At 64.7% G+C, this 21,159-nt stretch carries 22 protein-coding genes and 1 pseudogene; 13 read left to right on the top strand and 10 right to left on the bottom strand.

Features of this window, described 5'->3' with window-relative positions; all coding sequences use genetic code 11:
- Positions 1 to 405 precede the first annotated feature (405 nt).
- Both DEM25_RS02945 and DEM25_RS02940 read left to right on the top strand, forming a co-directional pair.
- Positions 406 to 695, top strand: a pseudogene (locus DEM25_RS02945) (GIY-YIG nuclease family protein).
- Positions 696 to 1,770: 1,075 nt separating this feature from the next.
- The gene (locus DEM25_RS02940; protein WP_109767188.1) at positions 1,771 to 3,375 is read left to right on the top strand and encodes an isocitrate lyase; all 1,605 of its coding nucleotides are present in this window, start codon (positions 1,771 to 1,773) and stop codon (positions 3,373 to 3,375) included.
- A gap of 191 nt (positions 3,376 to 3,566) precedes the next feature.
- Here DEM25_RS02940 and DEM25_RS02935 read toward each other — a convergent pair whose 3' ends face one another.
- Positions 3,567 to 4,442, bottom strand: a complete 876-nt coding sequence (locus tag DEM25_RS02935) for an ATP-binding protein (RefSeq protein ID WP_109767054.1) — start codon at positions 4,440 to 4,442, stop codon at positions 3,567 to 3,569.
- Between the two features lie 143 nt (positions 4,443 to 4,585).
- Here DEM25_RS02935 and yajC point away from each other — a divergent pair, with 143 nt between their 5' ends.
- The 3 genes from yajC to DEM25_RS02920 all read left to right on the top strand — a co-directional run bounded on the left by yajC (position 4,586) and on the right by DEM25_RS02920 (position 8,038).
- The gene (yajC, locus tag DEM25_RS02930; protein ID WP_109767055.1) at positions 4,586 to 4,936 is read left to right on the top strand and encodes a preprotein translocase subunit YajC; all 351 of its coding nucleotides are present in this window, start codon (positions 4,586 to 4,588) and stop codon (positions 4,934 to 4,936) included.
- A 98-nt stretch (positions 4,937 to 5,034) separates the two neighbouring features.
- Complete coding sequence (gene secDF / locus DEM25_RS02925) at positions 5,035 to 7,614, top strand: protein translocase subunit SecDF (protein ID WP_109767056.1); 2,580 nt, start codon at positions 5,035 to 5,037, stop codon at positions 7,612 to 7,614.
- A 22-nt stretch (positions 7,615 to 7,636) separates the two neighbouring features.
- Positions 7,637 to 8,038, top strand: a complete 402-nt coding sequence (locus DEM25_RS02920) for an Mth938-like domain-containing protein (protein WP_109767189.1) — start codon at positions 7,637 to 7,639, stop codon at positions 8,036 to 8,038.
- A 16-nt stretch (positions 8,039 to 8,054) separates the two neighbouring features.
- Here the strand turns inward: DEM25_RS02920 and DEM25_RS02915 are convergent, their stop codons facing one another.
- Positions 8,055 to 8,363 carry a 2TM domain-containing protein gene (locus DEM25_RS02915; protein ID WP_109767057.1) on the bottom strand — a complete coding sequence of 103 codons (309 nt, stop codon included), beginning with the start codon at positions 8,361 to 8,363 and terminating at the stop codon, positions 8,055 to 8,057.
- 237 nt (positions 8,364 to 8,600) lie between these two features.
- Between DEM25_RS02915 and DEM25_RS02910 the strand changes: the two genes are divergently transcribed.
- On the top strand, positions 8,601 to 9,866 hold the full coding sequence (locus DEM25_RS02910) for a saccharopine dehydrogenase family protein (RefSeq protein WP_158585144.1): 1,266 nt from the start codon (positions 8,601 to 8,603) through the stop codon (positions 9,864 to 9,866).
- Between the two features lie 16 nt (positions 9,867 to 9,882).
- Here the strand turns inward: DEM25_RS02910 and DEM25_RS02905 are convergent, their stop codons facing one another.
- On the bottom strand, positions 9,883 to 10,890 hold the full coding sequence (locus DEM25_RS02905) for a homocysteine S-methyltransferase family protein (protein WP_210210098.1): 1,008 nt from the start codon (positions 10,888 to 10,890) through the stop codon (positions 9,883 to 9,885).
- A gap of 42 nt (positions 10,891 to 10,932) precedes the next feature.
- On the opposite strand from DEM25_RS02905, the gene DEM25_RS02900 reads away from it, so the two are divergent.
- From DEM25_RS02900 to DEM25_RS02880, 5 genes are all read left to right on the top strand, one after another.
- Entirely contained in the window at positions 10,933 to 11,772 is an 840-nt protein-coding gene (locus tag DEM25_RS02900) for a phytoene/squalene synthase family protein (protein WP_109767190.1), read from the top strand.
- 67 nt (positions 11,773 to 11,839) lie between these two features.
- Positions 11,840 to 12,274 carry a hypothetical protein gene (locus tag DEM25_RS02895; RefSeq protein WP_109767060.1) on the top strand — a complete coding sequence of 145 codons (435 nt, stop codon included), beginning with the start codon at positions 11,840 to 11,842 and terminating at the stop codon, positions 12,272 to 12,274.
- Positions 12,274 to 13,275 carry a sterol desaturase family protein gene (locus DEM25_RS02890; RefSeq protein ID WP_109767061.1) on the top strand — a complete coding sequence of 334 codons (1,002 nt, stop codon included), beginning with the start codon at positions 12,274 to 12,276 and terminating at the stop codon, positions 13,273 to 13,275. The genes DEM25_RS02895 and DEM25_RS02890 overlap by 1 nt, the downstream gene beginning before the upstream one ends.
- Positions 13,276 to 13,285: 10 nt before the next feature.
- Positions 13,286 to 13,696: a PaaI family thioesterase gene (locus DEM25_RS02885; RefSeq protein WP_109767062.1), complete on the top strand. Its 411-nt coding sequence runs from the start codon at positions 13,286 to 13,288 to the stop codon at positions 13,694 to 13,696.
- A gap of 137 nt (positions 13,697 to 13,833) precedes the next feature.
- Positions 13,834 to 15,132, top strand: coding sequence for an NADH:flavin oxidoreductase/NADH oxidase family protein (locus DEM25_RS02880; protein ID WP_109767063.1), 1,299 nt, complete (start codon positions 13,834 to 13,836; stop codon positions 15,130 to 15,132).
- Positions 15,133 to 15,141: 9 nt separating this feature from the next.
- Here DEM25_RS02880 and DEM25_RS02875 read toward each other — a convergent pair whose 3' ends face one another.
- The 7 genes from DEM25_RS02875 to DEM25_RS02845 form a co-directional block, all read right to left on the bottom strand.
- Positions 15,142 to 15,456 carry a type II toxin-antitoxin system RelE/ParE family toxin gene (locus tag DEM25_RS02875; protein WP_109767191.1) on the bottom strand — a complete coding sequence of 105 codons (315 nt, stop codon included), beginning with the start codon at positions 15,454 to 15,456 and terminating at the stop codon, positions 15,142 to 15,144.
- On the bottom strand, positions 15,443 to 15,724 hold the full coding sequence (locus tag DEM25_RS02870) for a type II toxin-antitoxin system ParD family antitoxin (RefSeq protein ID WP_109767064.1): 282 nt from the start codon (positions 15,722 to 15,724) through the stop codon (positions 15,443 to 15,445). Before DEM25_RS02870 ends, DEM25_RS02875 begins: the two co-directional genes overlap by 14 nt.
- 75 nt (positions 15,725 to 15,799) lie before the next feature.
- A complete protein-coding gene (locus DEM25_RS02865) occupies positions 15,800 to 16,342 on the bottom strand; it encodes a peroxiredoxin-like family protein (RefSeq protein WP_109767192.1) in 543 nt (180 codons plus the stop codon).
- 84 nt (positions 16,343 to 16,426) lie between these two features.
- Positions 16,427 to 17,017, bottom strand: coding sequence for a hypothetical protein (locus tag DEM25_RS02860; protein WP_109767065.1), 591 nt, complete (start codon positions 17,015 to 17,017; stop codon positions 16,427 to 16,429).
- The gene (gene trmFO, locus DEM25_RS02855; protein ID WP_109767066.1) at positions 17,014 to 18,441 is read right to left on the bottom strand and encodes a methylenetetrahydrofolate--tRNA-(uracil(54)-C(5))-methyltransferase (FADH(2)-oxidizing) TrmFO; all 1,428 of its coding nucleotides are present in this window, start codon (positions 18,439 to 18,441) and stop codon (positions 17,014 to 17,016) included. Before trmFO ends, DEM25_RS02860 begins: the two co-directional genes overlap by 4 nt.
- Before the next feature lie 133 nt (positions 18,442 to 18,574).
- Positions 18,575 to 18,724, bottom strand: coding sequence for a DUF1127 domain-containing protein (locus DEM25_RS02850; protein ID WP_342633456.1), 150 nt, complete (start codon positions 18,722 to 18,724; stop codon positions 18,575 to 18,577).
- A 267-nt stretch (positions 18,725 to 18,991) separates the two neighbouring features.
- The gene (locus tag DEM25_RS02845; protein ID WP_109767067.1) at positions 18,992 to 19,138 is read right to left on the bottom strand and encodes a DUF1127 domain-containing protein; all 147 of its coding nucleotides are present in this window, start codon (positions 19,136 to 19,138) and stop codon (positions 18,992 to 18,994) included.
- Positions 19,139 to 19,346: 208 nt separating this feature from the next.
- Between DEM25_RS02845 and DEM25_RS02840 the strand changes: the two genes are divergently transcribed.
- Together DEM25_RS02840 and DEM25_RS02835 are read left to right on the top strand one after the other, a co-directional pair.
- Positions 19,347 to 20,510: a DUF2157 domain-containing protein gene (locus DEM25_RS02840; protein ID WP_109767068.1), complete on the top strand. Its 1,164-nt coding sequence runs from the start codon at positions 19,347 to 19,349 to the stop codon at positions 20,508 to 20,510.
- Complete coding sequence (locus DEM25_RS02835; protein WP_109767069.1) at positions 20,503 to 21,087, top strand: GDYXXLXY domain-containing protein; 585 nt, start codon at positions 20,503 to 20,505, stop codon at positions 21,085 to 21,087. Before DEM25_RS02840 ends, DEM25_RS02835 begins: the two co-directional genes overlap by 8 nt.
- Positions 21,088 to 21,159: the final 72 nt, after the last annotated feature.

Raw genomic sequence — 21,159 nt, 5'->3', positions numbered from 1 at the left:
CGCACGGCCCGCCGGTCCACCGCCGCGCCCGCCGTTGGTGGTGGCCATCCGACGTTCCGATGGGCGCGGTGTGAGAAGTATGGGGGAGGGGGAAGGGTGGTTGGATAAGTTATTTGGTCGCCGCGCGTCCACGCCATCCCCGGGGCTTGGTCCGAGAGGGACGGGCCACTACCCCACGCTCCGTCATCCTCGGCCTCCGAGCCGAGGATCCATTCCAGAGGCCGTTCTGTCCGTGACGAAGCCGAAACCGGTGTCGAGACACTCGACAGACCTGCTCGGCGCCCTGTTTCGGTTCACTGCCTACCCGTCNTTGGCGCGAAACTGCAGAATCAAGCGCCCACGGTCACCTCTCCTCCGTCATCCCTGTGCTTGTCACAGGGATCCATTCCTGAGACCGTCGCGAGCATGCGCAAGGGCTACGTCTACATGCTCGCATCAAAGAAGGGCGGCACGCTTTATGTCGGTGTCACGTCCGACCTCGCCCAACGCGTCTGGGAGCATGAGAACGGGATCGGATCGCAGTTCACCGCCAAGTATTGCTGCAAGCGGCTGGTCTGGTTCGAGGAGCACGATCTCCTGTGACGCGCGCGATCACCCGCGAAAAGACGATCAAGAAATGGCCGCGACAGTGGAAGATCAACGCGATCGAGGCGATCAATTCCGACTGGAACGATCTGCGCCCTTGGCTGCTGTAGCGCCCGCCCGCCGACGCCTCAGGAATGGATCCCTGTGACAAGCACAGGGATGACGGCGCTGGGTTGGACGCTTGGCGTGAAATNGCAGAATCAAGCGCCCACGGTCACCTCTCCTCCGTCATCCCTGTGCTTGTCACAGGGAACCATTCCTGAGACCGTTGTGGGTATGCGACGAGGGCTACGTTTGCACCATGGCGCCGAATTCATTCGGCCTCACGACGTGGCAGCGTCGCACAAGCCCATAGCTCAAAAGGACCGCCATCCGGCTGCTGGGCAAGAGTTGGCGCCGCAGCAACGGCTCATTGCGTCCAATTGAATGTCCCGACCTGCTCTCCGTTCATGTTGAAGAACGTGCCAGCCCCTCCTGACCTGAACAGATAGATGATGCCGAACTCCTGATATGAAACCTGCAGACCGTTTCCTGTTTTCTGCATTGCCCGATCTGCTGGCGACAATCTAGAATCCCGCAGACACAAACCGCTGTCGGAAGAGCAGGAAACCACACGCGGACTGTAGGGTCCGCCATTCGCATCGTGCCAATCCGAGGTGATTGTGATGCGGGATCCCTCGGATATCTCCTGCGCAAGTGCATTTGATCCAATGCCGACCAAAGAGACAGTCAATACTGCCGCAGCCAAGTTCTTCAAATTTTGCGCCTCCGCTCATCGGTCCAAAAACTGTTCAAACGTAGCAGTGCTCCCAGTCATGTAAACGACGCTCCTTGCCGGAGAGGTTCTTTCTTGGAGTGTTCTCTGAGTCAGCGGTATCTTGACCGCCGCTCCCAAATGGGTCGCAGTCGTCTGCAAGCCATCGATCTAGGCGGCCCTGCCGCTGTCACAATCTTGACAACTCCACACATCCCCGCCCAATCCCCCGCCAGATTTACACGATTTTGACAACGCAGACGCAGCATTTGCGTGCGTTGCTGCGCCGGTTTCGCTAAATCTGTGCGCGAAAGCCGCGTCACAGCCATGCTGCACCGCCGATGAAGGCCGGATGGCCACAGTCTGTGACACGGTTTGACAAGATTGTCATATGCCCCGCCGGTGCGGGGCGGCGAGCCAAGGAGCCGACCATGAGCTACCAGAGTGAAATCCAGACCGCGTCCGACCTGATCTCCGCGCAAGGGGCGCCGTGGGACGGCATCAACGCCGAATATGTGGCCCGCATGCGGCTGCAGAACCGGTTCAAGACCGGCCTCGACATCGCCAAATACACGGCGAAGATCATGCGCGAGGACATGGCCGCCTATGATGCGGACCCGGCCAACTACACGCAATCGCTGGGCTGCTGGCACGGCTTTATCGGCCAGCAGAAGATGATCTCCATCAAGAAGCATTTCGGCTCGACCAAGCGCCGCTATCTGTACCTTTCGGGCTGGATGGTCGCCGCGCTGCGCTCCGATTTCGGCCCGCTGCCCGACCAGTCCATGCACGAAAAAACCTCCGTGCCGGCGCTGATCGAGGAGCTCTACACCTTCCTGCGCCAGGCCGATGCGCGCGAACTGGGGGGCCTCTTTCGCGAACTGGACAAGGCGCGCGATGCCGGCGACGAGGTCACCGCCGCCGCCATCCAGAAGAAGATCGACGGGTACGAGACCCACATCGTGCCGATCATCGCCGACATCGATGCCGGCTTCGGCAATGAGGAGGCGACCTATCTGCTCGCCAAGAAGATGATCGAGGCGGGCGCCTGCGCGCTGCAGATCGAAAACCAGGTGTCGGATGAAAAGCAGTGCGGCCACCAGGACGGCAAGGTCACGGTGCCGCATGCCGATTTCCTCGCCAAGGTGCGCGCCTGCCGCTACGCCTTCCTGGAGCTGGGCGTCGATGACGGCATCATCGTCACCCGCACGGATTCGCTGGGCGCGGGCCTGACCAAGCAGATCGCGGTTTCCAACGAGCCGGGCGACATTGGCGACCAGTACAATTCGTTCCTGGATTGCGAAGAGGTGTCGGAAGACGAGATCGGCAATGGCGACGTGCTGATCCGCCAGAACGGCAAGCTGGTCCGCCCCAAGCGCCTGCCGAGCGGGCTGTTCCAGTTCCGCGAAGGCACGGGCGAGGCGCGCTGCGTGCTCGACTCGGTCACCTCGCTGCAGAACGGCGCCGACCTTTTGTGGATCGAGACCGAAAAGCCGCATATCGGCCAGATCGGCGGCATGGTCTCGGCGATCCGCGAGACCATCCCGAACGCCAAGCTGGTCTACAACAATTCGCCGTCCTTCAACTGGACGCTGAACTTCCGCCAGCAGGTCTATGATGGCTGGGTCGAGGCCGGCAAGGACGTTTCCAGCTATGACCGCGACCGGCTGATGAGCGTCGAGTATGACGGCTCGGACCTGGCGGCCGAGGCCGACGAGCGCATCCGCACCTTCCAGGCGGACGCGGCGCGCGAGGCGGGTATCTTCCACCATCTGATCACGCTGCCGACCTACCACACGGCGGCCTTGTCGACGGACAATCTCGCCCGCGAATATTTCGGCGAGCAGGGCATGCTAGGCTACGTCAAGAACGTCCAGCGCGAGGAAATCCGCCAGGGCATCGCCTGCGTCAAGCACCAGAACATGGCCGGCTCGGACATGGGCGACGACCACAAGGAGTATTTCTCCGGCGACGCGGCCCTGAAGGCCGCCGGCGAAGACAATACGATGAACCAGTTCGCCATGCCGGCGGAGTGAACTGCACCTCGGCTCACCTCCCCCTTGAGGGGGTGAGCCTGCGAACCGCGACTGGCGAGTGCAAACGAGACAGAGCCCGGTGGGGGGTAATGGAGTGGCCGATGCGCCTCTTCGTTACCCCCACACGCTCGACCATCGCAGGCTCGGTCTTGCGTGCCTCTCCCCTCAAGGGGGAGGCGATGCGCTGACGGTCACCCCTCCAGCCTCTGCCCGAGCCGCCCCGCCAGATCGGTGATGAACTGCCAGGCGACGCGGCCCGAGCGCGCGCCGCGCGTCGTCGCCCATTCCAGCGCATCGCGGCGCAGTTCGTCCGGCTCCACCTTGAGCCCGTAATGGGCGGCATAGCCCTCGATCATCTCAAGATATTCGTCCTGCGAACATTTGTGAAAGCCGAGCCACAGGCCGAACCGGTCCGACAGCGAAACCTTCTCCTCGACCGCCTCGGACGGATTGATCGCCGTCGAGCGCTCGTTCTCGATCATGTCGCGCGGCAGGAGGTGGCGCCGGTTGGAGGTCGCATAAAAGATCACATTGTCCGGCCTGCCTTCGACGCCGCCGTCAAGCGCCGCCTTCAGCGACTTGTAGGACGTGTCGTCCTGGTCGAACGACAGGTCGTCGCAAAAGACGATGAAGGCGAAAGGCGCATCCTTCAGTGTGGCGAGCAGGCGGGGCAGGGTGTCGATGTCCTCGCGGTGGATCTCGATCAGCTTGAGCGGCGTCGTGGCGCCGCTCGCATTGATCGCGGCGTGGGACGCCTTGACGAGCGAGGACTTGCCCATGCCGCGCGCGCCCCAGAGCAGCACGTTGTTGGCGGGAAGGCCCCTGGCGAACCGTTCGGTGTTGTCGATCAGAATGTCGCGCACCCGATCGACGCCCTTTATGAGGCCGATCTCGATCCGGTTGACACGGGCGACCGGCGCGAGCGCCCCGCGCTCCCAGACGAAACAGTCCGATGTTTCGAAGCCCGGCGCCGGGGGCGGGGGCGGGGCGAGCCGTTCGAGCGCCTCGGCCAGCCGGTCGAGCTTGCCTTCCAGCGCCAACAGCCGGTCTTCAGCCGATTGCGTCATCGCGGTCCCTCTCACCAAAAAGGCAATCGGGCGGGCTGGTGCCGATTGTCCCCGGTTTCGGTTGCATCGGGGCTTTGCCTGACTATATTCGCCGCAAATTTCAAGGTCCCAAACGGGGCCATCCGTTCTGGGGAGTTTCTTGCATGTTTGTCACACCGGCTTTCGCCCAGGCGGGCGGCGCGGCCGCCGGCCCGAGCCTGATCATGAGCCTTTTGCCGTTCATCCTGATTTTCGTGATCATGTACTTCCTGATCATCCGGCCGCAGCGCCAGCAGGTCAAAAAGCGCGAGGAAATGCTCGGGGCCATCCGCCGCAACGACACGATCGTCACCGGCGGCGGCGTCGTCGGCAAGGTGACCAAGGTGCATGAGGACGAGGGCGAACTGGAAGTCGAGATCGCCCAGGGCACCAAGGTTCGCGTGATGCGTTCGATGGTGGCCGATGTGCGGGTGAAGGGCGAGCCGGTGGCCGCCAACGACGCCAAGAAAGCCTGACGGCTTTCGCGCCGCCATCGGGGATGGCGCCCCATTTTCGCCAGGCCGGCCCGGCAGGCCGTGCTTGGCTGACGCTCTGTTTCGGGACATGATCTGACATGCTCTACTTCGCGCCCTGGAAGACGGTTCTGATCTGGCTGACCGTGGCGGTCGGCGTCGCGTTCGCGCTGCCCAACCTTTATCCGCAATCGGTGCGCGACAGCCTGCCGGACGTCGTGCCCAGCGACTCGCTGGCGCTCGGGCTCGACCTTCAGGGCGGCGTGCACCTGCAACTCAGGCTCGACCGCGACGATCTGGTCGAACAAAGGCTCGAAGCGACGCGCGACGAGGTTCGCCGCCTGCTGCGGGCCGAGGGCATCGGCTATACCGGCCTTTCGGGGCAGGGCCAGACGGTCGGCTTTACGCTGCGCGACCCCAGCGATGCCGATGCAATGCGCGAGGCGCTTGCCGATCTGACGACACCGGTCACCACCGGACTTCTGACCGGCGGCACGGTGCGCGAGATCGTCCTTTCCGGGCCCGATGCCAACGGAAGGTACGAACTGGAGATCACCGACCAGGGGCTCGACTACCGGATGGCCGGTGCGCTGACCCAGACGGTGGAGGTCATTCGCGGCCGCATCGACGAACTTGGCACGACCGAACCGGTGATCCAGCGCCAGGGCGCCGACCGCATCATCGTGCAGGTGCCGGGCCTTGACGATCCCGAGCGCCTGAAAGAGCTGATCGGTACGACGGCGCGACTGGCCTTCCGCATGGTCGATGTGACGACGCCGGTCGAGGACGCGCTCGGCAGCCGGCCGCCGGTCGGCACGGAGATCCTTTATTCGACCGACGATCCGCCGATCCCCTACGTGATCGAGACGCGCGAGATCGTCACCGGCGAGAACCTTGAGGATGCGCAGGCGGGCTTTGACCAGCGCACCAACGAGCCGATCGTCACTTTCCGTTTCGACGGCACGGGCGCGCAGCGCTTCGGCCGGGCGACGCAGGAAAATGTCGGCCGCCCGTTCGCCATCGTGCTCGACGATCAGGTGATTTCCGCGCCGGTGATCCGCGAGCCGATCCTGGGCGGCACGGGCCAGATTTCCGGCAATTTCACCGTCGATGGCGCCAACGATCTGGCGATTCTCCTGCGCGCCGGCGCGCTGCCGCTGAAACCGACCTTCGTCGAGGAACGCACGGTCGGCCCGTCGCTCGGCGCCGATTCCATTGCAGCCGGCGAGATCGCGGGCATCATCGGCGCGTTCCTCGTCGTCGGCTTCATGTTCGTCGCCTACGGCTTTCTGGGCGTCATCGCCAATCTGGCGCTGATCATCAACATCACTTTGGTGATCGCCGCGCTCTCGGCGCTCGGCGCGACGCTGACGCTGCCGGGCATTGCCGGCATCGTGCTGACGGTCGGCATGGCGGTCGACTCCAACGTTTTGATCTTCGAGCGCATCCGCGAGGAGCGGCTTGGCGGGCGAAGCCTCATCCAGGCGATCGACGCCGGCTTCCAGCGCGCCTTCACCACCATCGTCGATGCCAACGTGACGACGCTGATCGCTGCGATCATCCTTTTCTATCTCGGCTCCGGCCCGATCCGCGGCTTTGCCGTCACACTCGCCATCGGCATCATCACCACGGTCTTCACCGCCTTCGTCCTGACGCGCTGGATGATGGCGTTCTGGCTGAAGCGCCGCAAACCCAAGGAACTGCCGCTCGGCCTCGGCAAGCATCTGCGCCCCGACACCAAGATCAAGTTCATGTGGCTGCGGCGCTATTCGTTCACGGTCTCCTCGCTGATCGTCGTCGCCTCGATGGCGCTGTTTGCCACGGTGAACATGAATTTGGGCATCGACTTCAAGGGCGGCTCGCTGATCGAGGTGCAGGCGATCGAGGGCGAGGCCGACATTGGCGGCATCCGCAACGGGCTTTCGGATCTCAATCTTGGCGATGTGCAGGTGCAGGGTTTTGGCGCGCCGACCGATGCGCTGATCCGCATCGAGAGCCAGGGCGGCGGCGACAATGCCGAACAGAGCGCCATCGCCAAGGTGCGCGCCGTGCTTGAGGAAGACTACAATATCCGCCGCGTGGAAGTGGTCGGACCGACCGTTTCGGGCGAACTGGCGACCGCCGGCACCATCGCGGTGCTTGCGGCGCTTGGCGCGATCCTGATCTACATCTGGCTCAGGTTCGAGTGGCAGTTCGCGCTCGGCGCGATCATCGCGACGACGCACGATGTGCTGCTCACCATCGGCATGTTCGTTGTGACCGGGCTCGAATTCAACCTGTCGAGTATCGCCGCGATCCTGACCATTGTCGGCTATTCGCTGAACGACACCGTCGTCGTCTACGACCGCGTGCGCGAGAATTTGCGGCGCTACAAGAAGATGCCGGTGCCCGAGCTGCTCGACATGTCGATGAACCAGACGCTGCCGCGCACCATCCTCACGTCGGTGACGACGCTTCTTGCGCTGCTTGCGCTGTTCTTCTTCGGCGGCGAGGTGCTGCAATCGTTTGTCGCCGCGATGATCTTCGGCGTGGTGATCGGCACCTATTCGTCGATCTTCATCGCAGCGCCCATTCTCATCATGTTCCGCCTGCGGCCGGGCGCGCTGTCGCAGGAGAGCGACGACGCGCAGAAGGAAAAGGCGGCCACCGCCAACACCGCGCCGGTCGATATCGAAAGCTGAGGGCGGGGCGGTGGCAAAGACCATCCGCGCCGGCATCGAGATCCGCGATGCGCATTTTCCCGGTCGTGCGCCGATCGACGCCTATGGCAGCGGCGGCTTCCGCTTTGCCGAGATGAGCCATCGCGGCTCGATTCTCGCCCTGCCGTCGGGCATCCATGGCTGGGACGCCAAGCGCTTCGAGGAGATCGACCTGACGAGCCTTGAGAAAGTCATCGCCGACGCCGCCGACATCGAAGTGCTGCTGGTCGGCTGCGGGCCGGACCTGCGCGTTCTGCCCAAGCGCCTGCGCGACACGCTGCGCGAAGAGCATGGCATCGTCACCGAAGCGATGGCGACCGGTGCCGCCGTGCGCACCTTCAACGTGCTGCTCGCCGAGGAACGGGCCGTCGCCGCGGCGCTGATCGCGGTGGATGAGGCGCGGTAGAGCGGGGCGGCAACACTCAGCCCGCGGCGTCGCGGCCCCAATCCTTGCTGGTCCTGCCGGCCCCGGACTGGCGGAGCTCCTGCTCTGTCAGTGCGTCGAGAACGGTGTTCTTGTCCGCCAGCAGATAGACGCGGACGCCGTGCAGCGCCACCGCCAACCCCCAGCCAATCAGCGGCCAGATGAACCAGAACGCCTGTGGCGATGTCACCATGTTGATGACGACCAGAAGCGCCATGACGGCCGCATAGACACCGGCGTGCTTGAAGAAGCCGTATTTGGCTTCGGCACGCCGCCTTGCTTGTTGGTATTCTTCCGTTTGGGTCATGGATCACACTCCCGACGCTGAGAACAACCGATGCATGAGAGCTTATCAGACGGCGCAAATTCCATCTTGACGGAAATCAATCGCGCCGGGGCGGCCGCCCACGATGATTGATCGGCGTTAAGGCGCGCACTTTTCTCGTCGCCATAATGGCGGTCCTGCTCGCGACCGCCAATGGGGCGTCGCAATCGCGCCGGTGCTGCTTCGCGAGAGGATCGGCAGCAGGGGCGGAGATTTCCGATGGGCGAAACCTCGCCAAGGGCGGAACGCGAATTCGACATCGTCCTGTGGGGCGCGACCGGGGCCACCGGCCGTCGTGCCGCGCATCATCTGGCCAGACGCGGTGCCGAAAACGGCGTCTCGCTCGCCATTGGCGGCCGCAACCGGGCCAAGCTGGAAACGGTGCGCGATGGCCTGGCCGGAGGGGACACGATCGCGATCCTGGTGGGCGACAGCTTGGATGCGGCGTTCATGCATGACATGACCGCCCGGACACGGGTCGTCGTGTCGACGGTCGGTCCGTTTGCGCTTTATGGCAGCGAACTTGTCGCGGCCTGCGCGGCGAACGGCACCCATTATTGCGACCTGACCGGGGAGCCGCAATGGATGCGCGCCATGATCGATGCGCATCAGGACACGGCGCGCCGGACCGGCGCCCGGATCGTCCATGCCTGCGGGCACGATTCGATCCCGTCCGATCTTGGCGTGCAGTTCCTGCAGGAGGCGGCGGTGGCCCGCCATGGCAAGCCGTGCAGACGCATCGCCAACCGCATCACGCGGATGAAGGGCGGGTTCAGCGGCGGCACGGCGGCCAGCTTCGTCAATGCGATGAAGGTGCGCGAGACCGACCCGGACTTCGACCGGCTGTCGCAGGACCCCTATGCGCTCTGCCCGGAAGGGGAACGCGACGGCCCGGACGGGCCCGACCGCATGATGCCGCTCGAGGTGAGCTGGGATGCGGACCTTCAGGCCTGGACCAAGCCGTTCTTCATGGGCCCGATGAATTCCAAGGTCGTGCGGCGCACCAATGCGATCATGGATTATCCCTATGGCCGCGACTTCACCTATCAGGAGACGGCCCTGACCCGCGGCGGGATCGGCGGCTGGTGGGCGGCGATGAGCTATACGCTGTTCGGCCGGGCGCTCCTGATCGCCATGGCGATCCCGGCGACGCGCCGCCTGCTGCAACGCCGCGTACTGCCGAAATCCGGCGAGGGGCCCAGCAAGGAAGTCCGTGAAACCGGCTCCTATGAAATGGTCATGGTGGGCGAGATGCCCGATGGCACCATCCTGAAGGCACGCATCACGGCGCAGGGCGATCCGGGCGTGCGGTCGACGACGCTGATGCTGACCGAAGCCGCCCTGTGCCTGGCCGAGGATGCGGACAGGATCGCGGTCGGCGGCGGCTTCTGGACCCCGGCGGCGGCGATGGGCCCGCTTCTGCGCGACCGGATCACCGAACATGCGGGGCTGAGCTTCGAGATGATGGACGATGAGCCGGGGTAACTGAAGGTCATTGACGTCAGGCTCTTATGCGCGACGCGATCTCCCGCATGTGCCGGAAGTCGGACCCGCAGCAGCCACCAGCTATCGAGAGCGCTGGGTGTGCGTGTAAGAGCCGTGCGACCTCGGCGCCCAATTCCACCGGATCGCCGTCATCCAGTTCGGTTGCTTCATCCAGTTCAGCATGGCTGCACCGCGAGGCGTTGACGACAATGCCCCTCAACCGAGCATGACCCGTCAGCACATGGCTGAAATGATCGGGATGGGCGCAGTTGACCATAAAGTATGCTGCGGCTTGCTCGGTGAGCGCGTCGACCTGGTCAATTGCGTCTTTCAGGCCAGTGCCATTGTCGAGGCACCCATCGGTCTCCACAACGAACGAGACGGCGATCGGCACCCCGCAATCCCTGGCGGCCAGCACGGCGCCCGCCGCCTCCTCGACGTGATTGAAGGTATAGGCGTTGACCAGATCGACACCCGCATCGGCGACCGAGCCGATCTGAACGGCATGATAGGCGCGCGCGTCCGCCACGGTCATGGGCTTGGTTTTGGCATAGGCATCGCGGGCGGGCCCGATACACAGCGCCACCAATACGTCATCGCGCGCCGCTTCCGTCCGCAGGCCGCACATCAGGTCCACTGCCGTCCGGTTCAATACCGCCAGCTGGTTTGAATCGTAGCCCAGCGGTGCCGCGCGGTCGCGGTTCGCCATCCAGGTCGGCGTGTCGATGATGCATCCCAGTTCGAAATCGGCCGCCACCTTCGTCAGATCGCGCATCTGGTCGACGATGATCGGCTGCACTGTTGCGTCTTCAACCAGCGGGAATGACGCGAACCCGGGCAGTTCGACACCCCTGTTGAAGATCAAATCCGTTCCGGTCGCCGCGAAGACGAGAAAGCGCTGATCTGTCTGGTGAGGGAGAAGCCGCTTCATCTGTCCCATCCCGTCTACGGCGCCACGACCAGAGCACTCTAAGGGCGGCAGCCGGTGAGCACAAATCATCGCGTGCGCACGCTGCCTCGCCAACTCCACTGGCCAACCCGGCCCGCCGGTGCCATATCGGCTCCCATGGACGACACCTCCGGCGATCTTCTGAACCAGTTGCGCGAGGCGGACCGTGAGCGGTACCTGTCGGTGCTGTTCGCGCCCGAGGACAGGCGCGCGGCGCTGGCGACTTTGTTCCTGTTCAATGCGGAGACGGCGCGGCTGCGCGATCTGGTCTCCGAACCCCTGCCCGGGGAAATCCGCCTGCAATGGTGGCGCGACGTGATCGCCGGCGCCCGGGCCGAGGAGGCGCGGCAGAACCCGCTCGCCGCCGCGCTGCTCGATGTGATCGCCGCGCAGGACCTGCCGGCGAGCGCCTTCGACAATCTGCTCGAAGCGCGCATTTTCGATCTTTATGACGATCCCATGCCGACGCGCACCGACCTTGAGGGCTATCTGGGTGAGACGGCCTCCATGCTGATCCAGATGGCCTGTCAGATCGTCAATGGCGGGCAGACCCCGCCGACGGCGGACGCGGCCGGCCATGCGGGCGTTGCCTACGGGATCGCCACGCTGATCCGGCAGATGCCGCAGCACCGGGCGCGCGGACAGGTGTTCCTGCCCGCCGATCTGCTGGCCGCGGCGGGCACCGATGCCGGCCACTGGCTGGCCGAGGACGACGATGCGGCCTTTGCCACCGCGATCACCGCCTTTGTCGCGCTCGGGCGCGAGCATCTGGCCAAGGCGCGCGAAGCGCTTGCGGACGTGCCCAAGGGCCTGCGCGCGCCGTTCGCCGTGCTGGGCGTTGCCGATGCGGTGTTCACCAAGGCGGCAAAGGCGGGTGGATCGGCCCGCGCCGAGCCCGTGCGCCTTTCGCCCGTCACCGTGCAATGGCGGATGACGCGGCAGGCGCTCGGCTTCTGATCGCCAATCTTCCTTTGACGTTTACGTCAAAACCGCTAGTCTGACCCGGTTCTTGGGGAGGAGCGCCATGAGCCTGCCGCTTCTGGTCGCCATCGTCGGCTTCGGCATCGGTCTGATCGTGCTGCTCGTGCATCTGAGCGGCGGGTCGCAGCGGGTGCCGCTGGGCAGCGCCGGCCGGGTGGCCGAACGGTTCCGGATCGACTTTCCCGATGCGGACGTCGCGCGCTGTTTTGAATCGGCGGACGGCTATGAGGCGCTGCTGCTGTTGGCCGACGGCAGTCTCGGGCTGGTGCACACGGTCGGCTCCAAATCGCTGACGCGGCACTACAAAAGGGAAGAATTCGGCACCATGATCAGCATGAAGGACGAGGCATCGCTGGCGTTCGACGCCCATGAGATGACGCTGCCGCGCATCGTCATCGCGTTCGCCTCGCGCGAAGAACGCGACACGGCCGTTGCGGCGCTCGGCCTTGATGCGATTTCCCTGTCGGAGGCCGCGTGATGGATCTCGATGCGCTGATCCCCAACTATCCCGATGTCACGCAGGTGGCGATCCCGTTTTTCATCATCGCCATCATCGTCGAACTCTACCTGATCAAGCGCTTCCGCGACGAGCGTAAGGCCGGGTTCGAAACGCGCGACACGCTGACTTCGCTTCTGATGGGCACCGGCAATGTCGTCGCCGGGCTGCTACTCGGCTTCATCGCGTTTGGCGTTTTGATGTGGGCCTGGCAGTTCGCGGTCTACGATTTCGGCTTTTCCTGGTGGGCGGTGCTTCTGTGTTTCATCCTCGATGATCTGCGCTACTACTGGTATCACCGCATCGCGCACCGCTCGCGCTGGGTCTGGGCCGAGCACGTCAACCATCATTCCTCGCAGCACTACAACCTGACCACCGCGCTGCGCCAAAGCTGGACCGGCACCTTCACCGGCATGTTCATCCTGCGCATTCCGCTGGTGCTGATCGGCTTCCATCCGGTGATGATCGCCTTTGTGGGCGGGCTGAACCTCGTCTACCAGTTCTGGATCCACACCGAGGCGATCGGCAAGATGTGGAAGCCGATCGAGGCGGTGTTCAACACGCCCTCGCACCATCGCGTGCACCATGCGACGAACCCGCGCTATCTCGACGCGAACTATGCCGGCACGCTGATCATCTGGGACCGCATGTTCGGCACCTTCGTGCCCGAACTGGACGAGGACATGCCGCGCTACGGGCTTGTGCGGAACATCGGCACGTTCAACCCGATCAAGGTGGCGTTTCACGAATGGTGGGCGATGTTCGCCGATGCGGCGCGGCCCGGCCTGACCTTGAAGGAGCGGTTCTTCTATCTGGTCATGCCGCCCGGCTGGAGCCATGACGGAAGCCGCGACGACACGACCAAGATCAAGGCGGACTATGTGCGCCGCCATCCCGATCAGGCAGGCATGCCGGGCCTGCCGCCGGCTCCGGGCGACGCGCCGGCCGACACCGCGTCCGGCTTGCGCAGCCCGGCCGAGTAAGGCCGATCCGATGGACGAGACGCATGCCTTTGCCGCCGATATCTTCGCGGCCCAACCGTTCACGCAGTTGATCGGCGCCGAACTGGTCGCCGCCGGCAAGGGCCGTGCGGAGATCGCCGTCGAAATGCGCGACGCGTTGCGCCAGCAGCACGGTTTTGCCCATGGCGGGCTGATCTCATATCTGGCCGACAATGCGATCACCTTTGCCGGCGGGCTGGGGCTCGGGACCGACGCGCTGACGTCGGAATTCAAGATCAACTATGTGCGGCCCGCCAGGGGCACGCGCCTGATCGCCCGCGCCACCGCGCGCGGGGTCGGCCGGCGCCAAGCCGTGTGCAGTTGCGAAATCTTCTCCATCGACGACAGGGGCGAGCGCCTGTGCGCGCTGGCGCAGGGCACGGTGGTCGCGGCGGCGGGTTGAATTGCGGACAAGTCCGATTGCGGACATGCAAATGACTTCGTCACGTTAACCGTGTTGCACCATAGGTTTGTGGTTAATCTTTCGTTACTTTGCCTGTTCATGTAGATTGCGGCCTGTTTCCGGTACGGGTAAACCTGATGGCGCAATCGACTGTTCTTGCTCAACCGCTGATGCTGCCATGTGGCGCGGTGCTGAAAAACCGCATCGCCAAGGCGGCCATGACGGAGGGGCTGGCCGACGGGACGAACCGCGCCAACGAACGCTTCACCACCCTGTACAGCCGCTGGGGCGAGGGCGGCGCGGCGCTTCTGATCACCGGCAATGTTCTGATCGACCGCTGGCATCTGGAGCGCGGCGGTAATCTGGCCATCGACGGCGAACAGGGCAATGAGGCGCTGGCGGCACTGGCCGACATGGCCTCGGCGGCCAAGGCGCACGGCGCGCACATCTGGATGCAGCTCAACCATGCGGGCCGCCAGACCCAGAAGATGATCAATCCCAGGCCGAACGCGCCGTCCGATGTCGGCCTGAAAATGGGCAATGGCCGTTTCGGCACGCCGACGCCGCTGTCCGCCGTGCAGATCGAGACGATCATTGCCGGCTTTGCGCATGCGGCGAAAACGGCCGAGCAATGCGGCTTCGATGGCGTTCAGGTCCATGCGGCACACGGCTATCTGATGAGCCAGTTCCTGTCGCCCCTGTCGAACCGGCGCGACGATGAGTGGGGCGGCAGCCTGGAAAACCGCGCGCGCATCCTGCTGACGATCGTTGAACGCATCCGCGAGACGGTGGCGCCGGGTTTTGCCGTTGCGGTCAAGCTCAACTCCGCCGATTTTCAGCGCGGCGGCTTCTCCGAGGACGACAGCGTGACCGTTGCCGGCTGGCTGGCCGATGCGGGCGTCGACATGATCGAGGTGTCGGGCGGCAATTACGAACAGCCGCGCATGATCGACTTCAACCGCAAGGATCCGCTCGCCGCCCAGAAGCGGGAAAGCACGCGCCGGCGCGAGGCATATTTTCTCGAATTCGTGCCCAAGCTGCGCGCCGCCGTGTCGATCCCGGTGATGGTGACGGGCGGTTTCCGGTCAAGGGACGCCATGGAGGCGGCGATCGGCGACGATGGCGTCGACGTGATCGGTCTCGGCCGTCCGCTGGTGCTCGACCCGGACGGCGCCGCCCATCTTCTCGAAGGGATGGCCGAGCGGCTGGAGAGCCGCGACGACGACCTTGTGATCGGCGGCGGGCTCCTGGGGCCGCGCTCGCCGATCAGCTTCCTGCGCGACCTCAATGCCTGGGCCGCGCTCGGCTGGTACTATGAGCACATCTATGCGCTTGCCGACGGCAAGCAGCCGGACAGGTCGCTGAGCGCGTTCCGCGCGCTTCTGGCTTACGACCGCACCGAGGGCGCGGCTGCCAGGCGGCTGGTGCGAAACTGACCGGATCGTTCAGTCTTCGTCAGAGAAGGCGGCGTCGATGTCGCGACCGCGGTAGAACACATTGGTGATGGCAAAGCGGTCGTCCTCGACGCGATAGGCGATCAGGGCGGAGCGCTCGAAAGGCACGGTTCGCAGGCCCGGCGCCAGATCGTCGCGTGCCGTGCCGCCATGGGGAGCGTTGCCAATCGCCTCGCACCGATCGACGATCCGCGACACGAAGCCGAGCGCGGTCTCCAAAGACGCCGTTTCACGGGCGATCCATTTGTAGATCGTGGCAACGTCGTCGTCGGCCTGCTCGGAAAAGATAACCTCAAGCGGCGTCATCATGCGCTTCGTTCAACGCAGCCTCATGGCGCTCCTTGATACGGCGGCGCACATCCTTGATCGGCACCCTCGGTCTCGGGTCCTCGATGGAGGCCTTCACGCGGGCGCGCAGCAGGTCGAGTTCCTGCTGCTGTTTCTCCCACAGGCGCAGCGCCTCGCGGATCACCTCGCTGGTCGAACCGTAATGGCCGGCCTCCACTTCGGCGCGGATACGCTGGGCCATGGGCGCGGTGATGGTGATGGAGAGTTTCTCGGCAGGCTTGGTCATCGAACGGCTCCCGACAAAGTAGGATCATATCCTACCACATGCCGGACTATCGTCCAACGGCGCGAACAGGCTGGCTCAGTTCGGCAGTTCGCCCGTATATTCGCCGCGCGCCGGATAGTTTTTCTCGATCGCGAAATCGAGAGCGGCGACCAGTTCGCGGAAATGCGGACGCACGAACGGCATGGTCTGCACCGAGCCGTAATAGAGCGTCTGCTCGGGCGTAACCATGAACAGGCCGGGCTCGGCGAACAGCGCCGGCTCCTCGATGCCGATCGAGGTCTTGCCGCGCGAGGTGGAGATGTAGAGGCCCCATTCGCGCGCCTTGGACAGCGGCAGGTCGTGGCCGAACCGTAGGTTCTGATTTTCGATCTTGTCGGCCATGGCGCGCGTGCGCTCCTCGCCATCGCTGCTCAGCGCCAGAACGCCAACGCCGCGCTCGGCAAACTCGGGGGCCTGCCTGTCGAATTCCTTGAGGTAGGTGGCGCAGATCGGGCAGTGCAGGCCCCGATAAAAGCAGATCACCGTGCCGCGTTCGCTTGGTTCGGCGGCAAGGTCGAACGAGCCGTGATTGAGCGTCGGCACCGTCAGATCGGGCACCTTCTGGCGTGGAATGAGCATGGATGTCCCCTTGTCTGAAAGTCGGTCGCGCGCAGCAAGCATGGCGATGTCACCACGCGCAAGTCACGGATGGGTGAAAGGTGTTCAGCCGTCCGGATCGGGGATGGTCAGTTCGTCGACCGGCTCGTTGTTCTGGGTGATCACGGATGGCGCCGCGCCGCCAAACTCGTGGACCACCCGCCAGGGGAAGCGGGTCTTCGCATCGATCCAGTACTGGCTCTTGACCGGTATGCCCGAGCCGGCAAGCGCATAGTCCAGCGCAAAGCGGTGCACGGCCTTGCCGTCGAGATCGATGTCGTAGTCGCAAACGATGTTGGTGGCCTCGTCGGCCTGCGTCTGGCGGCCGGCGGCCTGCGCGTCGAGCTGTTCCCGGGTCTGCTCCGACACGAGGGACCAGCTCTCGCCGCCATCGGCGCTCGAATAGAAGCGTCCGCCGATCCACAGGCTGACCGGCGTCTCATTGGCATCGAGCGCCATGCCGCGCCCGTCCGGCGTCGACAGGGCGAAGCTCTCGATCGTCGCGCCGCTCATCTCGGTGGTCACATTCTGGCGCATCGGCACCGGATGGGCGACGTCGAGCATGGCGGCGCGCGCGTCGGCTTCGCAGTCGGCGAGCGCGGCCTGAGAGGACAACAGGAGGGTCGCCGCGGCAGCGGGCAGGGCGGTTCGTGTCATTCGGCGGCCTCCACATGCATGTTGTCCGTACAGAGCCAGGCTTTTGCATCGGTGATCGCGCGGCCGGTCATGGCGCGCTTCTTGGCCATCGCCTTGTCCTTGCCGCGGAACCGGCCCTGATGGCCGTCCGGCTTGCGGATTGCGCCCGGCTCGAGCGGCGGGAAAAGGCCGAAATTGATGTTCATCGGCTGGAACGAGCGCTTGCCCGGCTCGTCGTCGGCAACCAGATGGCCGCCCGTGATGTGGCCGAGCAGCGACCCGAACGCGGTCGTTGGCGGCGGCAGGTCCGGCTGTCCGCCCAGCCGTTCGGCGGCGGCGAAGCGGCCCGCGAGAAGGCCGATGGCCGCCGATTCCACATAGCCTTCGCAGCCGGTGATCTGGCCGGCAAAGCGCAGGCCCGCGCGGCTCCTCAGCGACAGGTCTGCGTTCAACAGTGTCGGCGAATTGAGGTATGTGTTGCGGTGAATGCCGCCCAGCCGCGCGAACTCAGCCCTCTCAAGGCCCGGGATCGTGCGGAAGATGTCGGCCTGGGCGCCGTAGCGCAGCTTGGTCTGGAAACCCACCATGTTGTAGAGCGTGCCCAGCGCATTGTCCTGGCGCAGCTGGACGACCGCATAGGGCTTTTCGTCCGGCCTGTGCGCGTTGGTGAGCCCCATCGGCTTCATCGGGCCGTGGCGCAGCGTCTCGCGGCCGCGTTCGGCCATCACCTCGATCGGCAGGCAGCCGTCGAAATAGGGCGTGCCTTCCCACTGTTTGAATTCGGTCTTGTCACCGTCGAGCAGCGCGTCGATGAACGCATTGTACTGCGCCTCGTCCATCGGGCAGTTGATATAGTCCTTGCCCGTTCCGCCGGGTCCGACCTTGTCGTAACGCGACTGGAACCAGGCGACGTCCATGTCGATCGTGTCGGTGTGGACGATGGGCGCGATGGCGTCGAAGAAGGCCAGCGCATCCTGGCCGGTCTCGGCGGCGATCGCTTCGGCGAGCGACGGCGCGGTCAGCGGCCCGGTGGCGATGATAGCCTGATCCCAATCGCCCGGCGGCAGGCCGGTGATTTCCTCACGGACGATGGTGATCAGCGGATGGGCTTCGATCTTGTCGGTGACCGCCTGCGAAAAGCCGTCGCGGTCGACCGCCAATGCCGAGCCGGCCGGCACCTGATGGGCATCTCCGCAGGCCATGATCAGCGAGCCGGCGAGCCGCATTTCGGCATGCAAAAGGCCGACGGCGTTCAGTTCGGCATCGTCGGAGCGGAAGGAATTCGAGCAGACAAGTTCGGCCAGATGGTCGGTCTTGTGCGCGTCGGTGCCGCGCAGGCCGCGCATTTCGTGCAGGATGACCGGCACGCCGGCTTGGGCCGCCTGCCAGGCCGCTTCCGAGCCGGCAAGGCCGCCGCCGACAATATGGACGGGATCGGTGGTCATGATGACGGGTTAGCGCATCGGCGCTCCGCCATCAATGTGGCGGCCGCCGCGGCGCTATAGCTGCCACAACGAAAAACCCGCCGAGCGCTGCTCGGCGGGTTTCCGGGAGGTCAATAAATGCGGTCGAACCGCGTCAGGCCGGGCGGCCGCCGCGTGCGACGGCGGGAATGTCGCCGCGGGCGAAACCGATGTCTTCCAGCTCCCGCTCGGAGAGGCGGCGGAGCTGATTTTCGGTGTCGCGGACCGAACGCCAAGTCTTGAGGGTGTGCGCGAATTTCATCATCGTTCTGTCCTTTCTGTTGCGGGCTTCGATTGATCCCAATCTGGGTGTTCCGAAACGCTTTGGGTAGTGCCGATACGGCATGTCCGCCATGAATTATTGCAGGGCTGCGCGGCTGCGGAATGCGCCGCGCAACAAACGAAAACACCCGCCGGGGGAGGACCGGCGGGTGTTCTTCACATGAAGGCGCGGCAAGGGAGGAGGTGCCGTGAGCCTTCACTGCCCGACCGGTCCGGGAGGAGGAGAGACCGGCGGGGCGAAACCGATGGATCAGGCGCGGACCGACTTGCGGGCGATCTCTGCGATGTCGCCGCGGGCGATACCCAGATCGTCCAGTTCGCGCGTCGACAGGCGGCTGAGTTCGTTGTAGGTCCGGCGGGCTTTGCGCCACTGCGAGAAGGAGCGAGCGAAGTTCATGACTTTTCCTTTCAGTTGACTCGCGGTTTTATCCGTTTTGTCATTTCTGTTACGACCGGCATATAGGCGGCGCTTTCAGGAGTGATAAGCCCGTTTTGTGCATAGCACATATGCGTTTTTGCATTGCACAAAAATGCCATGATCCTTTCCGGAACGTTAACGGCGTCGGTTTTCTAAGTATATGAATTTCAACAAGAAAAACTGAGCGATGGCGAGCTATCTGGAGAACCAGATCAAAGATTGGCACAATCGTGGCATCATCGCCGACGATGTCGCCGCCGCGCTCTTGGCCGATATCGGACGAAGCGGCGCCGCCGCCCGCGATGGGGACGCAAAACCGTTCTCGTTTTTCCGAATCGTCGCCATTTTCGCGGCCATCTCGTTTGCCGCTGCCATCGTTATGTTCATTTCGGCCAACTGGGAGGCGATCCCGCGCCTTGCCAAGGTTGCCGGCATCATGGTGCTGATCGCCGGCGGGCTGATCGGCGGCGCGGTCATCGGTGCGCGTGGCGGCCGGCATGCGCGCTGGCTGGAGGAGGCGGCCTATCTGGTGGCGGGCGCCGCCTATGTGGGCGGCGTGGCGCTGGTCGGCCAGATGTATCATCTGCCCGGCGATATCGGTCAGGCCATGTTCGGCTTCGCGCTGGGGCTCGGCATTGCCGGGCTGGCCGTGCGCAGCCACGTGCTGGCGGCCGCCGCGCTCGGTGCCATCGCCTGGTGGTATCTGGAAACACCGGCACCGGAGACCCTGGTTGATGCGGATTTCGTCATCTTCGCCGCCTTCTGCGCGGCGGGCTACGCGCTTTCGCGGTTCGGCCGCATGCCGTGGCTGCGCTGGGTGGCGGCAGCGGCCTTCCTCGTCGGCCTCGTGCCGTTCCTGTTTTCGGTTCTGGAGGCCATCGCCGACTTCTATGAAGGTCTGCCCGACGGGGCGCGGCTGGCGATATGGCTGGCGCTTCTCGCGGCGAGCCTGGCCGGGTTGTGGCTTGCGCGGGGCGCCGGCGGTCCGGCGCCGGCCTTCTTGCGCCGGCCGGAAACGGCGTTCGGCGCGGGGCTGATCGCCCTTCTTGCGCTGCATGTCGAAAGCGGCGACCTGCTGCCGCTGCTCGTCGTCGGGCCGATGACGCTGGGTTTTGCGCTCTATGCGCTGTTTACCCACGGCGCGCGTTCGCGCACCATCCGTTATGTCTCTTATGCGGTTTTTGTCGGCGAGATCCTGTTTCTTTACGGGGAAACGGTCGCCTCGCTGCTGGGCACAGCGGGTTTCTTCCTTGCCGTCGGGGTTACGCTGACGCTTATCGCGGGCGGGATCTATTGGGCGGAGCGCCGCTTCAAGCGCCGCGCTGCAATTGAGGAGCAGGCCGATGGCTGAGCCGGCGCGTGCCAAGCCGTTCGTCGTCCCCGCCGCTGTCGCCGCGACCGCGGTTCTGTGCGCGATCCTTGCCTGGATGATCGAAAGCCGCGCGCAAATCCTGCGCGAGGGTGCCGAGATCGTTCTCAAGAGCGAACCGATCGACCCGCGCGACCTGCTGCGCGGCCACTATGTTGTGCTGACCTATCCGGCCCAGCAGATCACCGGCGACGTGCTGGCCGGCCTGACGGCGGAAGCCGGCATGCGTGAGCCGGGCCGTGACGTTCCGGTCTATGTCACCTTCGAGGCCGGGCCGGACGGCCACCACAGGCCCGTCGCCGCATCGCTCACCAAGCCCGATGAAGGCATCTTCCTGCGCGGCACCGCGCCCTATCTGGATGGCAGAACCGTTACGCTCTTTGTCGATTATGGCATAGGGCGCTTTTACACCAATGAGCACCGGGCGCCCGAACTGGAAGCGCGGATGCGCGCCGGCGGCCTGACCGAGATCGTCATCGCCGTCGGCGCCGACGGCACCGGCCAGATCAAGGCGTTTCGGCAGGCCGGCGAGACCATCGTCACCGAGCCGCTCTATTGACGCGCGGGTCGCTCGAAACGAACGGCGTTTTTCATTTGATGCGCCGGGCCATGATGCTATAGGGGCCGCCAC

Source organism: Oceaniradius stylonematis (assembly GCF_003149475.2).
Lineage (GTDB): Bacteria > Pseudomonadota > Alphaproteobacteria > Rhizobiales > Rhizobiaceae > Roseitalea > Roseitalea stylonematis.
The sequence above is the reverse complement of the archived record's forward strand: the minus strand, read 5'-3'. Positions and strand labels throughout refer to the sequence as shown.

Bases quoted from the DNA above. Each gene is read 5' to 3' on its own strand.
- DEM25_RS02940 (WP_109767188.1), top strand. From the start codon at position 1,771: ATGAGCTACCAGAGTGAAATCCAGACCGCGTCCGACCTGATCTCCGCG.
- DEM25_RS02935 (WP_109767054.1), bottom strand. From the start codon at position 4,442: ATGACGCAATCGGCTGAAGACCGGCTGTTGGCGCTGGAAGGCAAGCTC.
- yajC (WP_109767055.1), top strand. From the start codon at position 4,586: ATGTTTGTCACACCGGCTTTCGCCCAGGCGGGCGGCGCGGCCGCCGGC.
- secDF (WP_109767056.1), top strand. From the start codon at position 5,035: ATGCTCTACTTCGCGCCCTGGAAGACGGTTCTGATCTGGCTGACCGTG.
- DEM25_RS02915 (WP_109767057.1), bottom strand. From the start codon at position 8,363: ATGACCCAAACGGAAGAATACCAACAAGCAAGGCGGCGTGCCGAAGCC.
- DEM25_RS02910 (WP_158585144.1), top strand. From the start codon at position 8,601: ATGGGCGAAACCTCGCCAAGGGCGGAACGCGAATTCGACATCGTCCTG.
- DEM25_RS02900 (WP_109767190.1), top strand. From the start codon at position 10,933: ATGGACGACACCTCCGGCGATCTTCTGAACCAGTTGCGCGAGGCGGAC.
- DEM25_RS02895 (WP_109767060.1), top strand. From the start codon at position 11,840: ATGAGCCTGCCGCTTCTGGTCGCCATCGTCGGCTTCGGCATCGGTCTG.
- DEM25_RS02890 (WP_109767061.1), top strand. From the start codon at position 12,274: ATGGATCTCGATGCGCTGATCCCCAACTATCCCGATGTCACGCAGGTG.
- DEM25_RS02885 (WP_109767062.1), top strand. From the start codon at position 13,286: ATGGACGAGACGCATGCCTTTGCCGCCGATATCTTCGCGGCCCAACCG.
- DEM25_RS02880 (WP_109767063.1), top strand. From the start codon at position 13,834: ATGGCGCAATCGACTGTTCTTGCTCAACCGCTGATGCTGCCATGTGGC.
- DEM25_RS02875 (WP_109767191.1), bottom strand. From the start codon at position 15,456: ATGACGCCGCTTGAGGTTATCTTTTCCGAGCAGGCCGACGACGACGTT.
- DEM25_RS02870 (WP_109767064.1), bottom strand. From the start codon at position 15,724: ATGACCAAGCCTGCCGAGAAACTCTCCATCACCATCACCGCGCCCATG.
- DEM25_RS02865 (WP_109767192.1), bottom strand. From the start codon at position 16,342: ATGCTCATTCCACGCCAGAAGGTGCCCGATCTGACGGTGCCGACGCTC.
- DEM25_RS02860 (WP_109767065.1), bottom strand. From the start codon at position 17,017: ATGACACGAACCGCCCTGCCCGCTGCCGCGGCGACCCTCCTGTTGTCC.
- trmFO (WP_109767066.1), bottom strand. From the start codon at position 18,441: ATGACCACCGATCCCGTCCATATTGTCGGCGGCGGCCTTGCCGGCTCG.
- DEM25_RS02850 (WP_342633456.1), bottom strand. From the start codon at position 18,724: ATGATGAAATTCGCGCACACCCTCAAGACTTGGCGTTCGGTCCGCGAC.
- DEM25_RS02845 (WP_109767067.1), bottom strand. From the start codon at position 19,138: ATGAACTTCGCTCGCTCCTTCTCGCAGTGGCGCAAAGCCCGCCGGACC.
- DEM25_RS02840 (WP_109767068.1), top strand. From the start codon at position 19,347: ATGGCGAGCTATCTGGAGAACCAGATCAAAGATTGGCACAATCGTGGC.
- DEM25_RS02835 (WP_109767069.1), top strand. From the start codon at position 20,503: ATGGCTGAGCCGGCGCGTGCCAAGCCGTTCGTCGTCCCCGCCGCTGTC.